The 20,910-nt window shown below is 68.7% G+C and carries 18 protein-coding genes and 1 riboswitch; of the genes, 12 read left to right on the top strand and 6 right to left on the bottom strand.

From position 1 onward, the window contains the following. The first annotated feature begins 2 nt into the window (after positions 1–2). Positions 3–186: riboswitch (cobalamin riboswitch) on the top strand. Positions 187–212: 26 nt separating this feature from the next. The 6 genes from GX543_RS04495 to GX543_RS04470 all read left to right on the top strand — a co-directional run bounded on the left by GX543_RS04495 (position 213) and on the right by GX543_RS04470 (position 5,410). Continuing rightward, positions 213–1,187 carry an ABC transporter substrate-binding protein gene (locus tag GX543_RS04495; protein ID WP_290850087.1) on the top strand — a complete coding sequence of 325 codons (975 nt, stop codon included), beginning with the start codon at positions 213–215 and terminating at the stop codon, positions 1,185–1,187. A 7-nt stretch (positions 1,188–1,194) separates the two neighbouring features. After that, positions 1,195–2,235 (top strand): iron chelate uptake ABC transporter family permease subunit, encoded by a 1,041-nt coding sequence (locus GX543_RS04490; protein ID WP_290850086.1) that lies wholly within the window; start codon positions 1,195–1,197, stop codon positions 2,233–2,235. Then, positions 2,236–3,033, top strand: a complete 798-nt coding sequence (locus GX543_RS04485) for an ABC transporter ATP-binding protein (protein WP_290850085.1) — start codon at positions 2,236–2,238, stop codon at positions 3,031–3,033. A gap of 32 nt (positions 3,034–3,065) precedes the next feature. Then, a complete protein-coding gene (locus GX543_RS04480; RefSeq protein WP_290850084.1) occupies positions 3,066–3,851 on the top strand; it encodes a (2Fe-2S) ferredoxin domain-containing protein in 786 nt (261 codons plus the stop codon). Positions 3,852–3,860: 9 nt separating this feature from the next. Then, positions 3,861–4,577, top strand: a complete 717-nt coding sequence (locus tag GX543_RS04475; protein ID WP_290850083.1) for a hypothetical protein — start codon at positions 3,861–3,863, stop codon at positions 4,575–4,577. Between the two features lie 116 nt (positions 4,578–4,693). Next, positions 4,694–5,410 carry a hypothetical protein gene (locus tag GX543_RS04470; RefSeq protein WP_290850082.1) on the top strand — a complete coding sequence of 239 codons (717 nt, stop codon included), beginning with the start codon at positions 4,694–4,696 and terminating at the stop codon, positions 5,408–5,410. A gap of 105 nt (positions 5,411–5,515) precedes the next feature. Here GX543_RS04470 and gdhA read toward each other — a convergent pair whose 3' ends face one another. Both gdhA and GX543_RS04460 read right to left on the bottom strand, forming a co-directional pair. Beyond that, positions 5,516–6,859, bottom strand: a complete 1,344-nt coding sequence (gene gdhA / locus GX543_RS04465; RefSeq protein ID WP_290850081.1) for an NADP-specific glutamate dehydrogenase — start codon at positions 6,857–6,859, stop codon at positions 5,516–5,518. Positions 6,860–7,115: 256 nt separating this feature from the next. Continuing rightward, positions 7,116–7,793, bottom strand: coding sequence for an MspA family porin (locus GX543_RS04460; protein WP_290850080.1), 678 nt, complete (start codon positions 7,791–7,793; stop codon positions 7,116–7,118). A gap of 240 nt (positions 7,794–8,033) precedes the next feature. Between GX543_RS04460 and GX543_RS04455 the strand changes: the two genes are divergently transcribed. Further along, positions 8,034–11,798, top strand: coding sequence for an AAA family ATPase (locus GX543_RS04455; protein ID WP_290850079.1), 3,765 nt, complete (start codon positions 8,034–8,036; stop codon positions 11,796–11,798). Positions 11,799–11,821: 23 nt separating this feature from the next. Here the strand turns inward: GX543_RS04455 and GX543_RS04450 are convergent, their stop codons facing one another. The 3 genes from GX543_RS04450 to GX543_RS04440 all read right to left on the bottom strand — a co-directional run bounded on the left by GX543_RS04450 (position 11,822) and on the right by GX543_RS04440 (position 14,773). After that, a complete protein-coding gene (locus tag GX543_RS04450) occupies positions 11,822–12,301 on the bottom strand; it encodes a hypothetical protein (RefSeq protein WP_290850078.1) in 480 nt (159 codons plus the stop codon). A gap of 99 nt (positions 12,302–12,400) precedes the next feature. Further along, positions 12,401–12,958, bottom strand: coding sequence for a DUF2812 domain-containing protein (locus GX543_RS04445; RefSeq protein WP_290850077.1), 558 nt, complete (start codon positions 12,956–12,958; stop codon positions 12,401–12,403). A gap of 207 nt (positions 12,959–13,165) precedes the next feature. Next, positions 13,166–14,773, bottom strand: coding sequence for a DUF6777 domain-containing protein (locus tag GX543_RS04440; RefSeq protein ID WP_290850076.1), 1,608 nt, complete (start codon positions 14,771–14,773; stop codon positions 13,166–13,168). A gap of 259 nt (positions 14,774–15,032) precedes the next feature. Between GX543_RS04440 and GX543_RS04435 the strand changes: the two genes are divergently transcribed. The 5 genes from GX543_RS04435 to GX543_RS04415 all read left to right on the top strand — a co-directional run bounded on the left by GX543_RS04435 (position 15,033) and on the right by GX543_RS04415 (position 20,423). Continuing rightward, on the top strand, positions 15,033–16,181 hold the full coding sequence (locus GX543_RS04435) for an N-acetylglucosamine-6-phosphate deacetylase (protein WP_290850075.1): 1,149 nt from the start codon (positions 15,033–15,035) through the stop codon (positions 16,179–16,181). Between the two features lie 131 nt (positions 16,182–16,312). Continuing rightward, positions 16,313–16,987: a Rho termination factor N-terminal domain-containing protein gene (locus tag GX543_RS04430; protein ID WP_290850074.1), complete on the top strand. Its 675-nt coding sequence runs from the start codon at positions 16,313–16,315 to the stop codon at positions 16,985–16,987. A 16-nt stretch (positions 16,988–17,003) separates the two neighbouring features. Further along, positions 17,004–18,092 (top strand): S-(hydroxymethyl)mycothiol dehydrogenase, encoded by a 1,089-nt coding sequence (locus GX543_RS04425; protein ID WP_290850072.1) that lies wholly within the window; start codon positions 17,004–17,006, stop codon positions 18,090–18,092. Then, entirely contained in the window at positions 18,089–18,733 is a 645-nt protein-coding gene (locus GX543_RS04420) for an MBL fold metallo-hydrolase (RefSeq protein WP_290850071.1), read from the top strand. The genes GX543_RS04425 and GX543_RS04420 overlap by 4 nt, the downstream gene beginning before the upstream one ends. Further along, on the top strand, positions 18,723–20,423 hold the full coding sequence (locus GX543_RS04415) for a SulP family inorganic anion transporter (RefSeq protein WP_290850070.1): 1,701 nt from the start codon (positions 18,723–18,725) through the stop codon (positions 20,421–20,423). The genes GX543_RS04420 and GX543_RS04415 overlap by 11 nt, the downstream gene beginning before the upstream one ends. Here GX543_RS04415 and grpE read toward each other — a convergent pair. Further along, positions 20,408–20,910 (bottom strand): nucleotide exchange factor GrpE (grpE, locus tag GX543_RS04410; protein ID WP_366929053.1); only part of this gene is annotated, 503 nt, incomplete at its 5' end. The genes GX543_RS04415 and grpE overlap by 16 nt on opposite strands.

Here is a 20,910-nt window from a genome sequence, read left to right as displayed (position 1 = left end):
CACTCATCGCACTACGTCACGGTGTACGGGAAGTCCGGTGAGAATCCGGCGCGGACTCGCCACTGTGAGCAGGTCCGACAGTCGTCTGGAGTGAAAGTCTCCGGCCACTGGGTGTTTGCACCCGGGAAGGCACGACGTCGGCAGCCCTGCTGAGCCAGGAGACCGGCCGCGGCGTACCCCGAAATTCCACGAGATCTGGAAAGGGGGTCGCTTTGCGTACCCTTCTGAAGTCTGCGGCGCTGACATCCGCCGCGGCGGCGAGCCTGGCCGTCGTCCTAGCCCTGACCGGTTGCAGCAGCACCGAAACCGGCGATACTGCTGCAACCATCACCCTTGAGAACTGCGGTCGGACCATCACCATGGCGGGCCCGGCCACGGCCGCCGTCACCGTCAACCAGGGGGCCACCGAGTCGGCGCTGGCGATCGGCGCCGAGAACCAGATGGTCGGCACCGCCTACCTCGACGACCGGATCTCCCCGCAGTGGGCCGACGCCTACGGCAAGATCACGGTCCTCTCCGACAAGTACCCGGACCGCGAAGCGTTGCTCAAGACCAGGCCCGACCTGGTCGCGGCGTCGTACGCATCGGCCTTCGACGACAAGGCGCTGGGAAGTCAGGGGTCGCTGGGGGACCTCGGCATCGCGAGCTACGTCTCACCCTTCGGGTGCGACGACAAGTCCAAGCGCCCGGCACCCTCCTGGGACGCCGTCGCGGGCGAGACCAGCGACTACGGCGTGCTGTTCGGCCGCACCGAGCAGGCCGAGCAGGTGAATGCGCGGATGCGCGCCACGCTCGACAGACTCAAGAAGACCAACGCGGGCGCGGGGAAGACCGTGATGTGGTGGGACGCCAAGACCGACAGCCCGTCGGTCGGCGGCCGCGACGGCGGACCGCAGCTGGTGATGGACGCCGTCGGCGCCACCAACGCCTTCCGCCAGCTGGCGGGCAACTGGGCCGACACCGGTTGGGAATCGGTCCTGAAGGCGAACCCCGACGTCATCGTCCTGATCGACGCCGACTGGGATCCCGCCGACGCGAAGCGGAAGTACCTGGAATCCGATCCCGCCCTCCGTGATCTCGATGCGGTCAAGCATGCGTCGTACGTGGTGGTCCCGTTCTCCGAGAGCACTCCCGGCGCGCGGATGATCGACGGCGCCGTGCGGCTGTCGGACGCGCTCGCGAAGTAGCGACCGCGTGCGCGAACAGATCCGCGGCACGCCCGGCGTCGCGCTGGCGGTCGCGGGCCTCACCGCCGTGCTGCTGGTCAGCATGGGGCTCGGTGTGGCGATCGGATCGGCCGACCTCTCCCTCGGGACCGTGTTCGACGCGGTCCTCGGGCGTCTGGGGCTGGGGCCGGGCGTCGACGTCCTCGACGAGCACATCGTCGTCGACCTCCGACTGCCGCGGGTGGTCGGCGCCGCGGTGGTCGGAGCGGGGCTGTCGGTGTGCGGCGCGGTGCTGCAGTCGTTGACCGGCAATCAACTCGCCGACCCGTACATCCTCGGCATGTCCGGCGGCGCGGCGCTGGGCGCATCGGTGGTCCTGGGCACCGGACTCGGTCTCGGGAGCATGGCCGGCGGACCCGTCATCGCGCTGGCGGCGTTCCTCGGCTCGCTGTCGGCGCTGGTGCTGGTGTTCGCGATCTCGGTGACGCGCGGTGGGGCGCTGATCCCGGGTCGCCTGATCCTCGCGGGCGTCGCGGTGGGGCAGCTGACCGCCGCGCTCAGCTCGGGATTGGTGTACTTCGGCCCGCACGGGACGGCCGAGCGGGTGATGTTCTGGTCGCTCGGCTCGGTGGCCGGGGTCCGGTGGAACACGCTCGTGCTGAGCCTCGCGGTCACCGCCCTCACCGTCATCGTGGTGTTCTGGCACGCGCGCACCCTGGACGCCTTCGCGTTCGGCGAACGATCGGCGGCCGGGCTCGGCACCGACGTCACCCGCATCCGCTGGACCCTCTACGCGCTGGTCTCGCTGTGCACGGCGGTCTTGGTGTCGGTGTCGGGGATCATCGGCTTCGTCGGCCTGGTGATTCCCCACGCGGTGCGGTTCTTCGTCGGTCCGCTGCACGCCCGCGTGCTGCCCCTCGCGATCCTGGCCGGCGCGTTGATCGTGGTGTGGGCCGACATCGTCGCCCGCACCCTGATGCCCGCCCGCGAACTCCCCCTCGGCCTGGTGACGTCGGCGATCGGCGTGCCCGCGTTCATCTGGCTCCTGCGCCGACAGAAAGGCATCTGAATGACCATCGAGGTCTGCGGCGTCGACTTCACCCGCGACGGCAGCCGCATTCTGCGTGACGTCAACTGCGTCGCCCGTTCCGGTGAGTTCACCGGGATCATCGGTCCCAACGGCTCCGGCAAGTCGACGCTGCTGTCGATGATGGTCCGGTGGCAGCGGCCCGACGCCGGCCACGTACTCCTTGACGGCCGTGACCTCCGGGACGTCGGGCGTCGCGAGTTCGCCCGCACCGTGGCCGAAGTGGAGCAGCATGCGTCGACGGTGCTGGAACTGACCGTCGAACAGATCGTGGAGCTGGGAACCATCCCGCACGCGGGCGGATGGGCGGGGCCCCTCGGGGAGGCGACCGCGGCGGTCGACGCCGCGATCGCGACGCTGGGGCTCGAGCCGCTCCGCCATCGCACCTGGCACACCCTCTCCGGCGGCGAACGGCAGAAGACGCAGGTGGCCCGCGCGCTCGCGCAGCGGCCGTCGGTGCTGGTGCTCGACGAGCCGACCAACCATCTGGACGTCGCTGCCGGACTCCACCTGCTCGGCGAGGTAAGGCGCCTCGGTCTGACGGTGGTCGCGGCGATCCACGACCTGGATCTCGCCGCCATGTTCTGTGACCGCCTGGTGGTGCTGCATCGCGGCGCCGTGCACGCCGTCGGCACCCCGACCGAGGTCCTGACACCTGCGCTGCTGGCCGAGGTCTACGGCATCGAGGCGCAGGTGCTGGTGCACCCGAGCACGGGCGGTCCGCTGGTGGTGCCGTGCGGCACGGCAGACCGGATCGCGGAAAGTCGGGTTCCCGCATGAGTGCCGCAGACCGGGCGACTACAGACCGGGCGATGACCGACTGGGTGATCGTCACCGCGCCGACCGATCGCGGCGCCGATCCCGGCGGGGAACTCGCCACCGCCCTGGCGACGCTGCGCGGACGACGACCCGACGTCGAGTTCCGCGCCGCAGTCCTGGGCGGTTCCTCGCCGACCGTCACCGAAGCGCTCGACGACGCCGCCGCGGCCGGAGCCGGGCGGGTGGTCGTGCTGAGCGGTCAGACGCTCGCTGACCGCGCGATGGACGCCTGGTTCCGTCGGGTCGTCGGCCACTGGCTGCGGTCGCGGCCGACGGACGCGTACGTGCCGGAGGTCCGGATCGGTCCGTCGCTGTGCGACGGCGACGCCTACGCGGACCTGATCGCCGAGGCGCTCGATCACGGCGGCAAGCCGGCCACAGGTGCCGTCGCCCCGCTGACCTCGCCGCTGTGGGCGAAGGTTCCCGGTTTCGGCCGACACGTGCTGGTCTGTCGCGGCCCGCGCTGCTCGGCGCAGGGGGCGGGGGAGACGGTCCGCGCGCTGAGCGCCGATCTCGACGCGCGCGGCATCGACGACGATGACGTCCTCGTCACCATCACCGGCTGCCTGTTCCCGTGCGTCCAAGCCCCCGTCGTCACCGTCTATCCGGACAACGCCTGGTACGCGGGACTCACGGCCGATCGCGTCGGCCGACTGGTGGCGGACCACCTGTGCGGCGGTCGACCGGTGACCGAATGGCTGGGCGAACGCACCGGAACGCCGGGGCCACCACGTACATTCGTTACGGCAGGGAATCGGAACGACGATCCCGCGGGGTGAGGGAGACGCATGGGAACCGGAACCGGACGCCGGGCCGCTCGGCTCACGGGCGCGGCGTTGGCGGCCGTCGCGGTCGCAGCGCTGAGCGCAGGCTGCAGCAGCGACGACGGCCCCGACGCGCACCGTGCCGTCGACGCGGTCCTGACTCAGGGCGAGCTCCCGGCCGGGCTGACCGTCGTGAAACTCGGCAAGGACGAGATCCAGCAGGTCGCCGATCAGTTCCACGATTCCGTCAAGGGCGTCGAGGTGACTCCGTCGCAGTGCGTGGCGCCGGGTTCGATGCCCTCGAAGATCGACGTCAAGACCAGCGGCCTGATGGTCGCGACCGACGCCAAGTACTCGATCAGCGAATCCGTGCAACGACTCGCCGACTTGCCGGGCGACGGTATCGGCGACCTGGTGAAACTGCGCGGACAGGTGACCGGCGAGTGCGCTCGGGTCGCGGTCGAGGTCACCGCTGGCCCCGTCAAGGACTCCCGGATCGACACCCGCTACACCGTGCTCGACGTGCCCGCGGGTAAGGCGCGGCAGCTGCTGGTCGTGCAGAGCGACAGCACCACGTCGAACGAATCCAAGGACGGCTCCAGCAGGCTGCTGGTGGGGCGCGCGGTGGTGAACGATCTGCTGGTGACCGTGCAGATGGTGGCGCGCGACGACTCCGACGACCTCGATCCCGCGCTGTTCGAGCAGGTGCTGACGGCGGCGGTCGACAAGGCTGCCGTCTGAGGGGTGACAAACCCGATACCGGTGATCGGGCCTGAACCACCGTCCGTCAGGATTATGCGGTCGAATCGTGAGAGAAGGACCGAACACCTGTGAACACCATGAAGAGGATTGTCGGAGTGACGGCCGCCGCGAGCGCCGCGATGCTGCTGGCCGCCGGATGCACGTCCAACAATGACGACGCACCCGATCCCGGCAGCAGCACGGCTGCGGCCACGTCGAGCGCAGAGTCGGGCGCCGACGGGTCGAAGGCGCAGAGCCTGGTGCTGACCCAGAAGGATCTCCCCGCGGGCTACCAGGTGATGGAGGTGCCCAAGGGCGAACTCGAGAAGGTCGCCGGATCGTTCTCCACGGGGATCAAGACCGCGAAGGTGACGCCGGCGGGCTGCGCGCAGCTCAGCGCCTTCCCCGACAAGATCAAGGTCGACGAGATCGGCTACCTGATCGGGATGAAGACCACGTCGGTGCTGGCCGAGACCGTCAGCGTGTCCAGCAGAAGCGTAGACTCGGCGCGCAAGGCGGCGACGGGCAAGTGCGCCAAGCAGACCATCGAGATCACCGACGGCCCGGCCGCGGGCGCCAAGGCGACCGCCACGTCGAAGGTGATCAGCTCGCCGAAGACCAAGGCCGACGACGCCGTCGTGATCCAGCAGAAGGCCACCATGGTGATGAACGACGTCAAGACCAGCAGCACGGTGATCGTGGGTCTGGCCGAGGTCGACGGCTACCTCGTCAGCGTGCAGGCGTCAGACGCGTCGCAGGGCGGGACCCCCGACCTGGCGGCATTCAACGCCTTCTTCACCAAGGCCATCGACCGGGTGGAGTCGAAGGGGTAACTCCCTGCCAACGAGTTCGGCCCAAAGAATTCGGCATCGAGAGTGGGCTACGTGCCCACCTCGATGCCGAAGTCGATTGTTCTCGCGTACGCCGCGCAGAACCGCCTAGATGACGCCCAGGGCGTTCATTGCGTCGGCGACCCGCACGAAGCCCGCGACGTTCGCGCCCAGCACGTAGTTGCCCGGGTCGTTGTACTCGTCGGCGGTCGTCAGGCAGTTGTGGTGCAGGCTGCGCATGATGCTGCTCAGGCGATCCTCGGCGTACTCGAAGCTCCACGAGTCGCGCGAGGCGTTCTGCTGCATCTCGAGTGCAGAGGTGGCGACACCGCCGGCGTTGGCGGCCTTGCCCGGCGCGAAGCCGACCTTCGCTGCCAGCAGGACCTTGATGGCCTCCGGGGTGGTCGGCATGTTCGCGCCCTCGGCGACGATCTGGCAGCCGTTCTTGACCAGCGCGGTCGCGTCGTCCTCGTCGAGCTCGTTCTGCGTGGCGCAGGGGAGCGCGATGTCGGCGGGGACCTGCCAGAGGGTGCCCTCGGTGACCAGGCGGGTGCCGTTGCCGCGCAGCTCCACGTACTCGCTCAGGCGGGCACGACGAACCTGCTTGACCTCCTTGAGGACATCGAGGTCGATGCCCTTCTCGTCGACGACGTAGCCCGAGGAGTCCGAGCAGGCGATCACGGTTCCGCCGAGCTGGTGGATCTTCTCGATCGCGTAGGTCGCGACGTTGCCCGAACCCGAGACGAGGACCTTCTTGCCCTCGAACGAGTCGCCCTTGGCCTTCAGCATCTCGTTGACGAAGAAGACGGCGCCGTAGCCGGTGGCCTCCGGGCGCACCTGCGAGCCGCCCCACGAGAGGCCCTTGCCGGTCAGCACGCCCGACTCGTAACGGTTGGTGATCCGCTTGTACTGGCCGAACAGGTAGCCGATCTCGCGGCCGCCGACGCCGATGTCGCCGGCGGGCACGTCGGTGTACTCACCGATGTGGCGGTACAGCTCGGTCATGAACGACTGGCAGAAGCGCATGATCTCGATGTCGGACTTGCCCTTGGGGTCGAAGTCCGAGCCGCCCTTGCCGCCTCCGATGGGCAGGCCGGTGAGGGCGTTCTTGAAGATCTGCTCGAAGCCGAGGAACTTGACGATCGAGAGGTTGACCGAGGGGTGGAACCGCAGGCCGCCCTTGTAGGGGCCGAGCGCCGAGTTGAACTCGACGCGGAAGCCGCGGTTGATCTGCACCTGGCCCGACTCGTCGATCCACGGCACGCGGAAGATGATCTGGCGCTCCGGCTCGCACATGCGGGTCAGGACGTCCCGGTACTCGGGGTGCTTTGCGATGACCGGGCTCAGGGACTCGAAGACTTCCTGAACAGCCTGATGGAACTCGGGTTCACCGGGGTTGCGGTGGATCACAGTGTCGTAGCAACCCTGGAGATCGCTGTCCCAAGCAGTCATGTGTAGTTCTCCCAACTGGTGCGCCGCACGAGCTGGGCTCTGCGCACACCGCAAATTTCGGTCCACTGGGCCAATTCCGGGGTCAACTGTATCGGCGGAGAGGCCTCCTAATGAAACCGAAGTCCCACTTTGTGGGTTTGACCACGCTGTGGATCAGATGCGCCGACTCTGTGAAATGGCTGTAACGAGGCTGTTTCCGACATATGAAGACGGGTCGGCACCGGCGTCTGCCGATACCGACCCGCGACTGCCGAAATCAGATCCGGCTGGTCTTTCCGTAGGCGTAGTAGACGTAGACGCCGTTCTCGGTGGTCACCGAGATCTTGGCGAACGGGCGCACCGAGACCGGGCCGACGGCGTTGGTCGCGTGCAGCTCGACTCCCGACAGCACGATGTTCGCGGTCGGCTTGGTGAGAGCGATCTCGGCCAGCGAAACGGTGGTGATCTTGCCTGCGGCGACCTCGAACTCGAGATCGGCAGCCGGGATGATGGTCGACTCCGCGCCGGCTTCGAGGCCGACCTCGCCGACCGAGGCGCCGCCGCCGGTGCCGGAGACCGACACGTCGGGCTCGATCTTGGCGTTGACGCCGCCGCTCAGCGTGAGGTCCGGCGTGTGCGCGGTGATCTTGACGCCGCCCGGTGCAACGGAGACCGGGTAGCCGATCTGGTAGCCGACCTCGAGGGTCGCCTTGACCTTCTTGCCCTCGATGCCGCGCAGCGAGGTGTAGACGTCCGAGGACAGGAGGGCCTCGGACGAGGTGGGCGAGCTGTCGAGCGGAGCGATCTTCTTGACCGACAGCTGGCTGGTGGCGAGCTCGATGGTCACTCCCTCGCGGGTCTGGTGGGTGGCGGCCGATGCGGAGGCCGGAAGGAGTGCGGCGGTCGCGAAGAACGCGGCCAGGACGGCGGTGAAGGCGGTGAGTCGCTTGGTCATTGGTTGTTACCCCGACGGTAGATGTGCGGTGTACGCCGTGGTCGGCGTCGCATATCACGCTAGGTACCGATGATTGGCCGAAACAAAACTTTCCGGCGCTCGGACCATGATCAGTCCAGGTCAGCTGGGCAATAGGAATTCTCCGGACCGGAGAAACCGGGCATCAGAAGCGATGAATCCGGGGTGCATCACGGACGATACGGGCGTGCCGGGCGGCCTGGCCTCCGATAATCTCGGAGCGTGACCACCACGCCGCCGGAAAGCGAGTTCGGTCCGGCGCTCGCGAGGCTCTTTCTCCTAGCCGGCAAGCCGACGCTGCGCGCGGCGTCGGAAGGGGTCGCGCGCACGGGACGCGGGGAGGCGACGCAGCAGCGGATCAGCGACTGGCGCAATGGGCGGCACGTGCCCCGTGACTTCGAGACCGTGCTGCCGCTGATCATGTGGCTCAACCGACGGGCCCTGGACGCCGGGGTGGACGACCTGATGCCGCTCCCCGAATGGCGGCGGCTGTGGCGCAAGCACCACGAGCCGGCGGCCGATCGGCTCGAAGCGCCGTTCCCCGGACTCGCACCGATGAGCGCCGCCGACCGCGACCGCTTCTTCGGACGCGACGAGACCATCGCCGCGCTCTGCGCGATCCTTGAGCGTGCACGGTCGTCGGACAGCGGGCGCGTGGTGATCGTGACGGGCGTTTCCGGTGCCGGGAAGTCGTCGCTGCTGGGCGCCGGGCTGGCGCGCGCCGACGCCCCGTGGAACGAGGCGATCGCGCTTCGCGTGGGTGCCGGTGAGCTCACCGGACCGCCGGTCCCCGCTGAGGCTCCGCTGGTGGTCGTCGATCAGTTCGAGGAGATCTTCGCTCTCGAGGAGCCGGATCGGCAGGCCGTTCTCGGCGCCGTCCAGGCGTTGACCGACGCGAACGGGGAGTCGAACGGCGCCGTGGTGGTCCTCGGTATCCGCGCCGACTTCTTCGGGCCCAGCGTGGAGCACCCGATGCTGGCGCAGGCGTGGCAGGAGCGGTCGATGATCGTCTCCGAGATGTCCGACGACCAACTCCGCCAGGCGATCAACGAACCGGTCGCGCTGGCGGGAGGCCGGATCGACGACGGCCTCACCGAACTGATGATCGACGACCTTCATCAGTCGTCGGCCGCGGGCGACCGCGCGGGCCAACTGCCGCTGCTGGCGCACGCGTTGCAGGTGATGTGGGCCCGGCGCAGCGGCAATCGCCTCAGCATCGCCGCCTACCGCCAGGCGGGAGGCATCACCTCCGCGCTCGCCGAGACGGCCGAGACGACGTGGGAGGCGCTCGATCCCGCTGACCGCGACGAGGCCCGGGCGTTGCTGCTCGGGCTCATGCAGTTCGGGCCGAGACGGACCCCGATGCGCAAGGCGATGTCGCCCGACGAACTGCGCGAGCGGTTCTCGCCCACCGCGATGCGCATCGTCGACGCGTTCTCCGACGCCCGGCTGCTGACGGTCAGCGCGGAATCGATCACCTTCATCCACGACGCCGTGATGTCGTCGTGGCCGCGGATGGCCGACTGGATCGCCGAGGACGCCGACCTCATTCAGTGGCTGCAGCAACTGGGTGCCGATGCCGACGCCTGGATTCAGGAAGGTCGTCCCACCGACCACCTGTATCGCGGCGCGCGCCTGGAGACCGCGCTGGCGCATCGCGCCGACCTCGGCGAACACCGCCAGGTGCTGCTCCCCGGCGGTGCGCCCGGCTTCCTCGACGCCGCCGATCGTCAGCAGTCCGTCCGCACCCGCCTCCGAGTGGGCGCGATCGCCCTGGTTGTCGTGCTCGCCCTGGTCTCGGCGGTCGCCGCCGTCATCGCAGTCACCCAGGCCACCGACCTCGCCGCGCAGCGCAACGCCGCCGAGCACACCGCGATCCTGTCGAGCATCGAGGGCATGGTGCGGTCGGATCCGTCGCTGGCCGCGCGGATCCTGGCCGTCGCGGACGAGCACTACCCCGACGACCGAGCGGTGCGCAGCGGGGTGCTGGCCTCGTACATGTCGCCGCTGGCGCGGTCGCTGCCCGGCCATTCGGGTGCGGTCTACGACGTCGTCTACTCCCGCGACGGCCGCCTGCTCGCCACCGCCAGCAACGACCGCACCGTGCGACTGTGGGAGCGCGACGCGGGCGGTGAGCACCCGTTCCGGGAGGTCGCGACCCTGGACGGATTCGGTTCGTTCGTCACTTCGGTGACCTTCGATCCGACCGCCCGGTTGGTGGCAGCGGCGAGCGGTGACGGCACCGTCCGTGTCTGGAACATCGCGGACCCGAGCGCACCCCGACAGATCGCCACCCTCCGACCGGGCACCGGCACGGCCTACCTGACGCGCTTCAGTCCCAGCGGCCGTCATCTCGCGGCGACCTCCGACGCCGGGACCGTGACCGTCTACCGGATGGCGGGCGACGAACCGCCAGAACAGACCAGCGTCCTGCGCGGGCACGACGGACCGGTCCGCACCCTGGCCTTCAATGCGGCGGGCACCGTCCTCGCCACCGGCGGCGAGGATCAAACGGTCCGACTGTGGGCCGACGCCGACACCGACCAGCCGCGCCCCGCGGGCGCGCCGATCACCGGATTCCCCAGCATCACCCACGGCCTGGCGTTCCTGCCCGGCGATCAGGTGCTCGCGGTCACCGGCGACAGCGCCAACGTCCAACTCTGGAATGTCGCGGATCCTAGTGCGCCCCGCCCGGAGGACTCCGCGCTGGCCGGCGTGACCGCGGGCTCGTGGTCGGTCGCAGCCAACTCACAGCAGCCGCTGTTGGCTCGAGCGGGCCTCGACGGCGTGGTGCGCGTCTGGAACACGACGACGCCCGCCGAGCCGTTGCCCCTGTGGGACCTGCAGCGTTCGGCGGCCGCCGGAGCAATTCGGATGATGAGCACCTCGTTCAGCCCCGACGGCACCGAACTCGCCGTCGGCCGCTCGGACGGCGACGTCGACGTATGGACGCTCCCCGCGGGTCTGCTGCCCGACCGTGGCGCGGTGATCAGCGGCATCGACGTCGATCAGTCGGGCCGCAAGCTCGTCACCGTCGGCGCCGACGCGCGGATGAACGTGTGGACCCGAGGCGACCGCGGATGGCAGCGCCGGTCGAGCATCGGCATCGAGAATCGGGCCAACAATCGTCCCCGGGTGGCGATGACCACCGACGGCACGCTGATCGCCACCGCCAACAACAACGGCGGCCTGGTGGAACTGTGGGACGTGTCCGATCCGGAGCGCCCGCGTCGCGCGGGTCAGCTCGCCCTGGACACGCGGTACACCTTCGCGATCGCGTTCGCGCCGGGCGGACGAGAACTCGCCACCGGTTCCACCGACACCTCCATCCAGCGGTGGAACGTCCAGGATCCGGCGAAGCCCATGCCGATCGGCGACCCGCTCACCGGGCCGACGGATCTGATCCGCAGCGTCGGCTACTCCGCCGACGGAACGCGGTTGGCGGTCGGATCCGAGGACGGCAACGCGTACGCCTACGTGCTGACCGACGGTGCGTCGCGCCCGGCGGTCCTGCCCACCGAAGGGCCCGTCCCGACGGTGCTGTTCGCGCGCGATGCCGAGTACCTCGTGGTGGGCGGCGACGATCTCGTCGTCTGGAAGCTCAGCGGGGAGGCCCCGGAGATCGTCAGCCGTGCCGACGGTGTTCATGCCGACACGATCGGCCGCTCGGGTGACCGCCTGGTGGTCGGAACCGAGACCCGCGAGATCGTCGAGTTCGGTATCGGCGTTGACGGCACCCTCACCGAGGGGTTGGCGATCTCACCGGTCCTCGGCGGCTCGGGGACGGTCTCGCGCTGGGTGATTCCGACCGATGCGGGCGACGGTCCCGGGTATCCGGTCGCGGGTGACGGCACCGGTGTGGTGTACCTGCAGACCACCGAACCCGACCAGGCGCACGATTGGATCTGCGACGCCACCGGACCGCTGACGGCGGCCGAACGCGAGCGGTATCTCGGTCGGCTGTCGGCGGCCGACGGCTGCAGCTGACCGCCGGGGCTAGCGCATCTTCGCTATCGCATCTTCGGTTCGCGCGCCGCGGCATGCGGCGTGATGAACGTCCGGAGAACGTCGGCGTGATCGGAGACGAGGTAGGTCGGGTCGGGGACACCCCACACCTCGCGAAGGGCGAACTGCGCAGCCAGCGCGGCGTCGTCGACTCGCCGCTGGGCGAACTCGCGGATGCACGTGTCGTCGCGCAGCGCACGCCACCCCTCACCGGTCAGCAAGCCGACGCGTTGCTCGCTTTCGGGCCCGTACGGGTAGAGGTCCTGGTTCGCGATGGTGAGGCGCAGGCGATGGTTGGCGGTGTGGTGAAAGACGATCGTCGGCTGCGGGCCGAACATCTCGGTCCACAGCGCGTAGACGGTGACAGGCCGATCCGTGCCCATGACGTCGAGGCGATCGGCGAGCTCGCAGCGGAAACGAACCCAGACGCGGTCGATCGAGGCGTCGAATGCGACCTCCGAGAAGTCGTCGGATATGCCCTTCATGGTGGACCTCCTACGCGGATGGCCCAACAATAACAACGACCACCGACAGAATGCGCCGAGTCGAGACTCGGGACTGTCGGTGGTCGTTTGCGACCGTGGTCAGGCGTCGACGAGCGCGTTCGTCGAGTGGGACTGCACCGTCGCCGTCCGTTCGGAGACGGCGAAGGCGGCGGCGCCGGTCGTGGCCGCGAGGCCGACGACGCCGAGGACGATTGCAGGCACCCACAGGGCGGCCGAGGCGCTGACGGCGACCGACGTGGCGCCGAGGGCCACCGCGGCGATCAGCGTGACGGCCGCGACGATCGCCAGGATCAGGCCGAGCCGCGACGCCTCGCGGTTGAGGTCTGCGCCGATGAAGCCGTCGGGACGCTGTCCGGTGTACTGGCGGCTCCAGACGTGGAAATCCGAGGCGTTGCCGACATGCTCCCAGCCGTCGGCCTCGCGGAAGCGGAAGTAGTCGATGGGGGCGGGGTTCTCGCGGCGCTCGACGACGTACCGCATCTGCGCGGGCGCGGACTCGGTGAATGTCATCCGCAGGGGGCTGATGCGGGAGTAGCCGGCCAGGATCTGGCCATCGGCGGCCTTGGCCTCGAGCCACTGCTCGAAGTCGGCGGGTGCCGGGTGCCGGACTGCTGCGAACCACGTTGATGAGCTCATGAAGACCTCCGATGTCGAGCTGCGGTAGTGAACCTGTTGCGTCCACTGTTGCGCTGCGCGCAGCGAGTGGGCAACATTCGAGACTGAACTCACTTTGCGTCTCTAATGCCTGCTGGAGAACACCGTGGCGCTCGACCTCCCGGAAAACGCAGGTCCCCGCGAGCCATAGCTCGCGGGGACCTGGTGATCAGTGATCGGCAGGCTCGATCAGCTGGCCGCCGTCTGCCAACTGGCAGAGCTGACGGTCAACGATTCGCCACTCGAGGTGCTGACCGTCCACACCGAATCGGACGTGGCAGCACTCACGCCGCTCTGTGTCAGCGAACTCGTGGAGAACGAGCGGTCGGTGCCGTCCGAGCAGGTTGCGGTGATCGTGCTCGATTCGAACGTCGACGGCACCGTGCAGGTGACCGATGAGCCGGAATCGGTGAAGCTCAGCGACCCGATCACGTCGCCCGACCCGCTGAACGACGTCGGCGTCGGTGCTGCGGAGGTGGAAGTGCTGGTCTCCGGGACAGGGGTGCTCGTGTCCGTGGTGCTGGTGTCCGTTGACGGTGCGGTGGTCTCCGCGGGAGTCGTGGTGGACTCGGTCGGCTGCGGCGCACCCGGGATCGTGATCGACGGATCGGTCGAGGCGTCCTCCGTCGCGCTGCTGGGGACCTCGGGGGCTCCCGGTACGGGCACGCTCGGCTCGGTGACGGCACTCTCGGTGCCCGGCTGATTGCTGACAGTCTCCTCAGACGGAGCAGCGGTCTGCGGGACGTCGTTGTTCGCGGCAGCTCGCTCCGCGACTTCCTGAACGACGTTCGTGGTCCCCGGCTCCACACCTGCCAGCGCGGCGTCCGTGGGGTTCTCGAACGTCGGTGCGGCGTTGGCCTGGACCGGATCCGGAAGCTGGACGTCAGCGGGGGTTTCCGGCAGTTCCAGGGTGCCGCCCACGGTCAGCGCCTCGAGGGCGTTGTTGATGATGTTGGTGACCTGCAGCGGAGCGATCGGCGCCGGTGCCGGGTTGTTGACGATGGTGGTCGTGTTGTTGACGGTGGTCACGTGCTCGTGAACCGTCGTGATGCGGGTGACCTGACGGCTCTGGTAGTTGTGCCAGGGGTGGCCGTGGACGCGGTAGCCGCCGATGGGCGCTGCCGAGGGCGGGAGCAGCGGATTGCCGCAGGCGCACTGGACGCGCGGGACGCCTGCGCCGTCGACCAGAACCGCGGTGCCGGACTGCAGCACGGACTGGAAGGGGCGAGCGACACCGCCGGTGTAGGTGTGGTTGGTGACCCAGGTGTCGGCGGTCAGGATGACCGGTGACAGCGTGTTGAGGTACCACGGGATGTCGGAGGGACCGATCCCGAAGGCACTGGCCCAGGCGCGACCGGCGGCCGGATTGGCGCTCAGTTCATTGCCGAGCCGGGCGACGTCGCAGGAGGCGGTGCCGCCGGTGGCGTACAGCCCGGGGTCGGTGCCGTTCACCACCTGAACGCCCTGCTGAACCGCAACGGGGGCGCGATTCCGGAGCGTGCCGTTCTGCCGGGTGAGTGCCACCGACGACGTGAACGGGTCGGGGCCGGCCTCGTCGGCCGACCGCAGGGTCAACGACGGGAACAGGTCTTTGCCGGTCTTGTCGCTATACAGCTTCAGTGCACCGAGTCCCACCACCAGCGCGAGGACCGCGACGATGGCCGCGAGGATCCAGGTCAGCCGACGACGGCTGCGGTCGCGCGCAGCCGTGGCGCCGAAGGGCTGCGGACCCGTCGGATATCCGGACGGCGGGTACTGGGGTCCGAGCGGCGGGGGGCCCTGCGGCGGGTAGTTCATCGGTGCTCCTGCGGTAATTTCGTGCGGCACTGACCGAAACCTGGAACGGATCGGTGTTCTGCTGTAACAATCGCCGGTATCGACTCTTATGTAACGCTCAGGCGGCATGTTCGGGTGTACGGGCGACGTAGTTCATCGCTTCGGATGACACCAGGTCAAGGGACATGCGACGTCATTCGTCGACCTGCGGCGCGGTCGTCGGATTAAACTTCGGGACGACCGACCCGGTACGTGCGAATGGAACGGAAGGCGTCTACTCGTGGGCGAGACGATGGTCATCAGCGCGGGGACCGTGGTCTCCGGTGACACAGTTTTTCGGCCGGGCTGGATCGCGTCGGTCGACGGGATCATCGTCGAGGTCGGCGAGGGCGAACCCAACGAGCGCGCTGATCACGAGTTCCCCAGCGGCACGGCGGTTCCCGGATTCGTCGACATGCATGTACACGGTGGCGGTGGTGCGTCGTACACCGACGGCGACCCCGACGAAGTTCGTCGGGCCTCCGACTTTCATCGTGCCAACGGCACCACGACGACCGTCACCAGCACCGTCAGCGCCGCGCCCGCCGACCTGCTGCGGATTGTCGAACGACTGCGCACGCAGGTGCGTGCCGGGATCAGTGCGGGCATCCACCTGGAAGGCCCATGGATCAGCCACGATCGTTGCGGCGCACACGATCCCGCGACACTGCGCAGCCCCGCCAGTGATGAGATCGATCGAATTCTCGACGTCGCCGAGGGCACGGTCGCGATGGTGACGCTGGCGCCCGAGCTCCCGGGAGCGATGGCGGCGATCGACCGCTTCGTGGCTGCCGGGGTCACGGTGGCCATCGGGCATACCGACGCCACCTACGACCAAGTGCGCGAAGCCATCGGGCGAGGAGCCCGGGTGGCGACCCATCTCTTCAATGCGATGGCGCCGTTGATGCACCGCGAGCCGGGGCCGCCGTTGGCGCTGATGGACGATCCCCGCGTGGTGGTGGAACTGATCGGCGACGGCACCCACCTGCACCCGGCGCTGGTCCGTGACGTCCAGCGCGCCGTCGGCTTCGACCGTGTCGCGCTGGTGACCGACGCGATGGTCGCGGCCGGAATGCCGGACGGCGCTTACCGTCTCGGTTCGCTGGGCGTGACCGTCAGCGACGGGGTGGCCCGTATCGGTGAGACCGGAGCCATCGCGGGCAGCACGGCGACCATGGGCGGGCTGTTCGCCCGGACCGTCGCGGGACTGGTCGGCCGCAGCGGGGAGATCACGGACGAGATTCTGATCGGTTGTGCGGCAATGACTTCGGGGAATCCGGCGAGGATTCTCGGGCGGGCCGACATCGGCGCCCTGATACCGGGACGGCGGGCCGACGTCGTCGTTCTCGATTCGGATTGCCGCATCGAGAAGGTTTTCGCCGCAACGTGATGCGGAATTCTCGGTCTGCGCCGAGTATGTGATATCCGCGAGTCGCTTCCTCTGCTTTTATCCCAGTAAGGTCACAATTGAGCCGGTCGGAGACTCCGGCTGGAGCCGAAAGATTTGTGGAGGACACCAGTATGAGTTCCAAGAAGAAGAACAAAGGGCTGATCCGACGACTCGAGCAGGAGATCACTCGCCTCTCCGGTGAAGTCGTGGCATTGCGCGACGCCGTTCTCGCCCGCACCCAGCTGGCCCAGAAGGCCGCTCCTGCGAAGGCTGCCGAGAAGCCTGCGGAGAAGGCTGAGAAGAAGGCCGAGAAGCCTGCCCCGGCCGCCAAGCCCGCCGCTGCGAAGCCCGCCGCGGCCGCCAAGCCTGCTGCCACGAAGCCTGCAGCATCGAAGCCCGCAGCAACGAAGCCTGCAGCCGCCAAGCCTGCCGCCGTGAAGCCTGCCGCCGTGAAGCCTGCCGCTGCCAAGCCTGCCACCAAGGCCGTCGCAGAGCCGAAGCCCGCAGAGCCGAAGCCCGCAGCATCGAAGCCCGCCGCCAAGCCGGCAGCGCCCAAGCCTGCCGCCACCGCCAAGCCCGCAGCCGCACCCAAGCCCGCAGCCGCACCCAAGCCGGCAGCGGCCACCAAGCCCGCCGCCCCGAAGCCTGCTGCCGCAGCCCCCGCAGCAAAGTCGGAAGCCAAGCCCGCCGCTAAGTCGCCGAATGCGTCGAAGACCGTCGCAGATCTGCGCGCCGCGGCCAAGGAAGCCGGAATCAAGGGATACTCGTCGATGAAGAAGGCAGAACTCATCGCCGCCCTCGGCTAAAGAAATAGGAGGCCTTGTGCCCACCGTCGTCAAGGGAGTCATCTCCCGCACCAAGAACGCACCGACCGAACTCGTCGATATCGTGATCCCCGAGCCCGGAGCCAACGATGTGGTGGTGAAGGTGAGCACGTGCGGGGTCTGCCACACCGACCTGGCCTATGCCACCGGTGGCATCAATGACGAATACCCGTTCCTCCTCGGCCACGAGGCCGCAGGCATCGTCGAGTCGGTCGGCGAGGCCGTCACCCACGTCGAAGTCGGTGACTACGTGGTCCTCAACTGGCGCGCCGTCTGCGGTGAGTGCCGCGCGTGCAAGCGCGGTCGCCCGTGGTACTGCTTCGACACCTTCAACGCCAGCAAGCCGATGACCCTCACCGACGGCACGGAACTCTCGCCCGCACTGGGCATCGGGGCGTTTGCCGAGAAGACCCTCGTCCACGAGGGGCAGTGCACCAAGGTCGATCCGGATGCCGATCCGGCCGTCGCCTGCCTGCTGGGCTGCGGCGTCATGGCGGGTCTCGGCGCTGCGATGAACACCGGCAATGTCGGCCGCGGTGACTCGGTGGCCGTGATCGGCTGCGGCGGTGTGGGTGACGCCGCGATCGCAGGTGCCAAGCTGGCCGGGGCCACCACCATCGTGGCCGTCGACCGGGACCCCAACAAGCTGGCCTGGGCCACCGATCTCGGAGCCACGCACACTGTCGACGCGTCGGCCGTGGCCGATGTCGCCGAGGCGATCAAGGAACTGACCGACGGCTTCGGCGCCGACGTGGTGATCGACGCGGTCGGACGTCCGGAGACCTACCAGACCGCGTTCTACGCCCGCGATCTCGCAGGCACCGTGGTGCTGGTCGGCGTGCCGACTCCCGAGATGCGCCTGGAGATGCCGCTGGTCGACTTCTTCAGCCATGGCGGTTCGCTGAAGTCGTCCTGGTACGGCGACTGCCTGCCCGAGCGCGACTTCCCGATGCTGATCGACCTGTTCCTGCAGGGCCGCTTGCCGCTCGACAAGTTCGTCACCGAGCGCATCGGCATCGACGGCGTCAACGAGGCGTTCAAGGCCATGGAAGAAGGCCGCGTCCTGCGATCGGTGGTGGAGCTGTGAGCCCCGATTCCACCGGCGCCCTCCGCATCGATCGGGTCGTCACCTCGGGCACGTTCTCGCTCGACGGCGGGACCTGGGATGTCGACAACAACATCTGGGTGATCGGCGACGACGCCGAAGCGGTGATCATCGACGCCGCGCACGACGCCGCGCCCATCCTGGCCGCGGTGGGCGACCGGAAGGTGGTCGCCATCGTCCTGACTCATGCGCACAACGACCACATCGGCGTCGCACCCGAGCTCGCCGAGGCCACCGGTGCGCCGATCCTGCTGCATCCGGCCGACGAGATGCTCTGGGAGCAGACCCATCCGGGTGTTGCGCACGGCGAGCTGTCGGACGGCCAGCAGATCGTCGTCGGCGGCCAGGCACTCGAAGTGATCAACACCCCCGGTCACTCGCCGGGGTCGTGCGTGATCTGGGCGCCGTCGGAGAAGGTGCTGTTCAGCGGAGACACCCTGTTCCAGGGCGGCCCCGGTGCCACCGGTCGGTCGTTCTCGAGTTTCGACGACATCATCGCGTCGATCCGCGACCGGATTCTGGTGCTCGACGAGCAGACACGCGTCTGCACCGGTCACGGCGACGAGACCACGGTAGGTGCGGAGGCAGGTGACCTCGACGAGTGGATTCGTCGTGGCCACTGACCGTCTGCGACGGTTTCTCCCGCCCGCGCTGAGCGGCTATCAGCGTTCTTGGCTGCGAGCCGACGTCCTTGCGGGGGCGTCGCTCGCAGCCGTCGCCATTCCGGAGGCGATGGGGTACAGCTCCATCGCGCACGTCCCCTTCGGCGCGGGCCTGTACTCGCTGATCGTCCCTGCGATCGTCTTCGCCCTGGTCGGTGCGTCGCGGTTGTTGGTAGTCGGCGCCGATTCGGCGACCGCCGCCCTGCTGGCCTCGGGCATCGCAGGCCTCGGCGTCGTGGGACTGCAGCGCGACAGTGCGGAGTGGCTCGCCTGGGCCGGGCTCATCGCGCTCGTCACCGGGGGCCTGCTGCTCATCGCGTGGGTGCTGAAACTCGGCTTTCTGGGCGACTTCCTGTCGACGTCGGTGCTCGTCGGCTTCCTGGCCGGCGTCGGCGTGCTGGTGCTCACCGAACAAATCCCCGGAATGTTGGGCCTGCCCAAGCACGACGTCACCGGGGTGGTGAACAAGTGGATCGCGGTGCTCGGCGATCTGCGCGACGTGCACTGGCCCGCGATGGTGTTCGCCGGGATCACCCTGGTGGGGCTGATCGCGGTGAAACGGTTCCGGCCGTCGCTGCCGATGCCGATCATGGTGGTCGTCGGATCGATCGTCGCCGTAATGGCATTCGACCTCGACCGGTGGGTGCCGACCATCGGCCCGGTCGACGCCGGTGTTCCGTCGATCCGCTTTCCGCCGCTGTCGGAGGTGGTCGCGCATTTCCCGACGGTGCTGACCATCTCCTTCGGCTGTCTGCTGGTGATTCTGGCGCAGAGCGCGGCCACCGCCCGCAGCTTCGCGCAGCGGCACGGTGACGCGGTCGACGTGAACCGCGACATCCTGGGACTGTCGGCGGCCAACGTCTCCGCGGCGCTGACCGGGTCATTCGTGGTCAACGGCAGCCCCACCAAGACGGCGATCGTCGACCAGCAGCGCGGACGGACACAGGTGGCCAACCTGACCATGGCGATGGTGACGCTGCTGGTGGTCGCGATGGCGTCCGGACCCCTCGGGCAACTTCCCGACGCGGTGCTCGCGGCCATCGTGTTCGTCGTCGGCGTCGAGTTGATCGACTGGCGCGGCTTCGTCCGGATCTGGAAGATCCGCCGCGTCGAGTTCGTGATCGCCGTCCTCACCACCGGAGCGGTGATCGGCTTCGGGGTGCTCACCGGCATCGTCGCCGCGATGGTGATGTCGCTGCTGCAGATCAACCGCCGCCAGTATCGGCCTGAACGGTTCGTCGTCGGTGTCGGCGACCACGGGCAGCGCCGCTACCAGAGTGTGAAGCCCGGCCGCCAGACCATGCCGGGCCTCATCGTCTTCCGCTACGACGCGGACCTGTTCTACGCCAACGTCGGGCGCTTCAGCGACGACGTCATCGGCCTGATCAAGGCGGCACCCGATCCGGTTCGCTGGCTGGTGCTGGACTGTTCGGTGATCTCCGACGTCGACTACTCCGCCGCGACCGTGCTCCGCAATCTCATCGACTACGTGCACTCCGTCGGAGCCCATTTCGTCCTGGCCGGCGTGACCCCGGAACTTCGGGAGTCGCTGGAGACGGCGCGGGTGATGGCCGACGTGTCGGCCGACAGCGTCTATCCGGGGGTCGGGTCAGCGGTGCGGGCCTTCGAGGCCGCCTATCCGGCCGGGTGAAGCCTCGTTCCGAGGCGATGGACGACGACCGCTGCCGCTCGAACCGAACGGTCACCCACCTGTAGTCCCGGGCGCAGGACCTGTGCGACCGTCCGATCCGCGGCGGGGTCGTCGACCTCGACGACGTCGATCGCCTCCATGGTCCGGGCGTCGAACTGCGTGCCGGGAGACGGGACGATGAGGACGCCGCCGCGGCCGCTGATGATCCGGTCGAGTCCGGTGGCGAGCGCGGTGAACGCATCTCGGTCGCCGTCGTCGGCGTCGGCCGCGCACGTGGTGGCGTCGGTGAACAGACCGAACAAGTCGACGAGCAGGGGCAGGTCGGCCCCGGAAGCCGCCTGTCTCGTGCGAGCGCGGTCCGACTCGACGAGCCGGTCCATGGTCTGCGCCTGCCGGGCGATCACCCGCGCCAGGTCCTCGACGCGCTCGGCCACCTGCGCGATGGTCGCGTCTGCGGTGCTCTCGGAAGCAGTGCTTTCAGGATCGG

The organism is Gordonia sp. (in: high G+C Gram-positive bacteria), from assembly GCF_012515855.1.
In the GTDB taxonomy this organism is placed as follows: domain Bacteria; phylum Actinomycetota; class Actinomycetes; order Mycobacteriales; family Mycobacteriaceae; genus Gordonia.
Note: the sequence above shows the minus strand (reverse complement) of the source record. Positions and strands in the feature narration are given on the sequence as shown.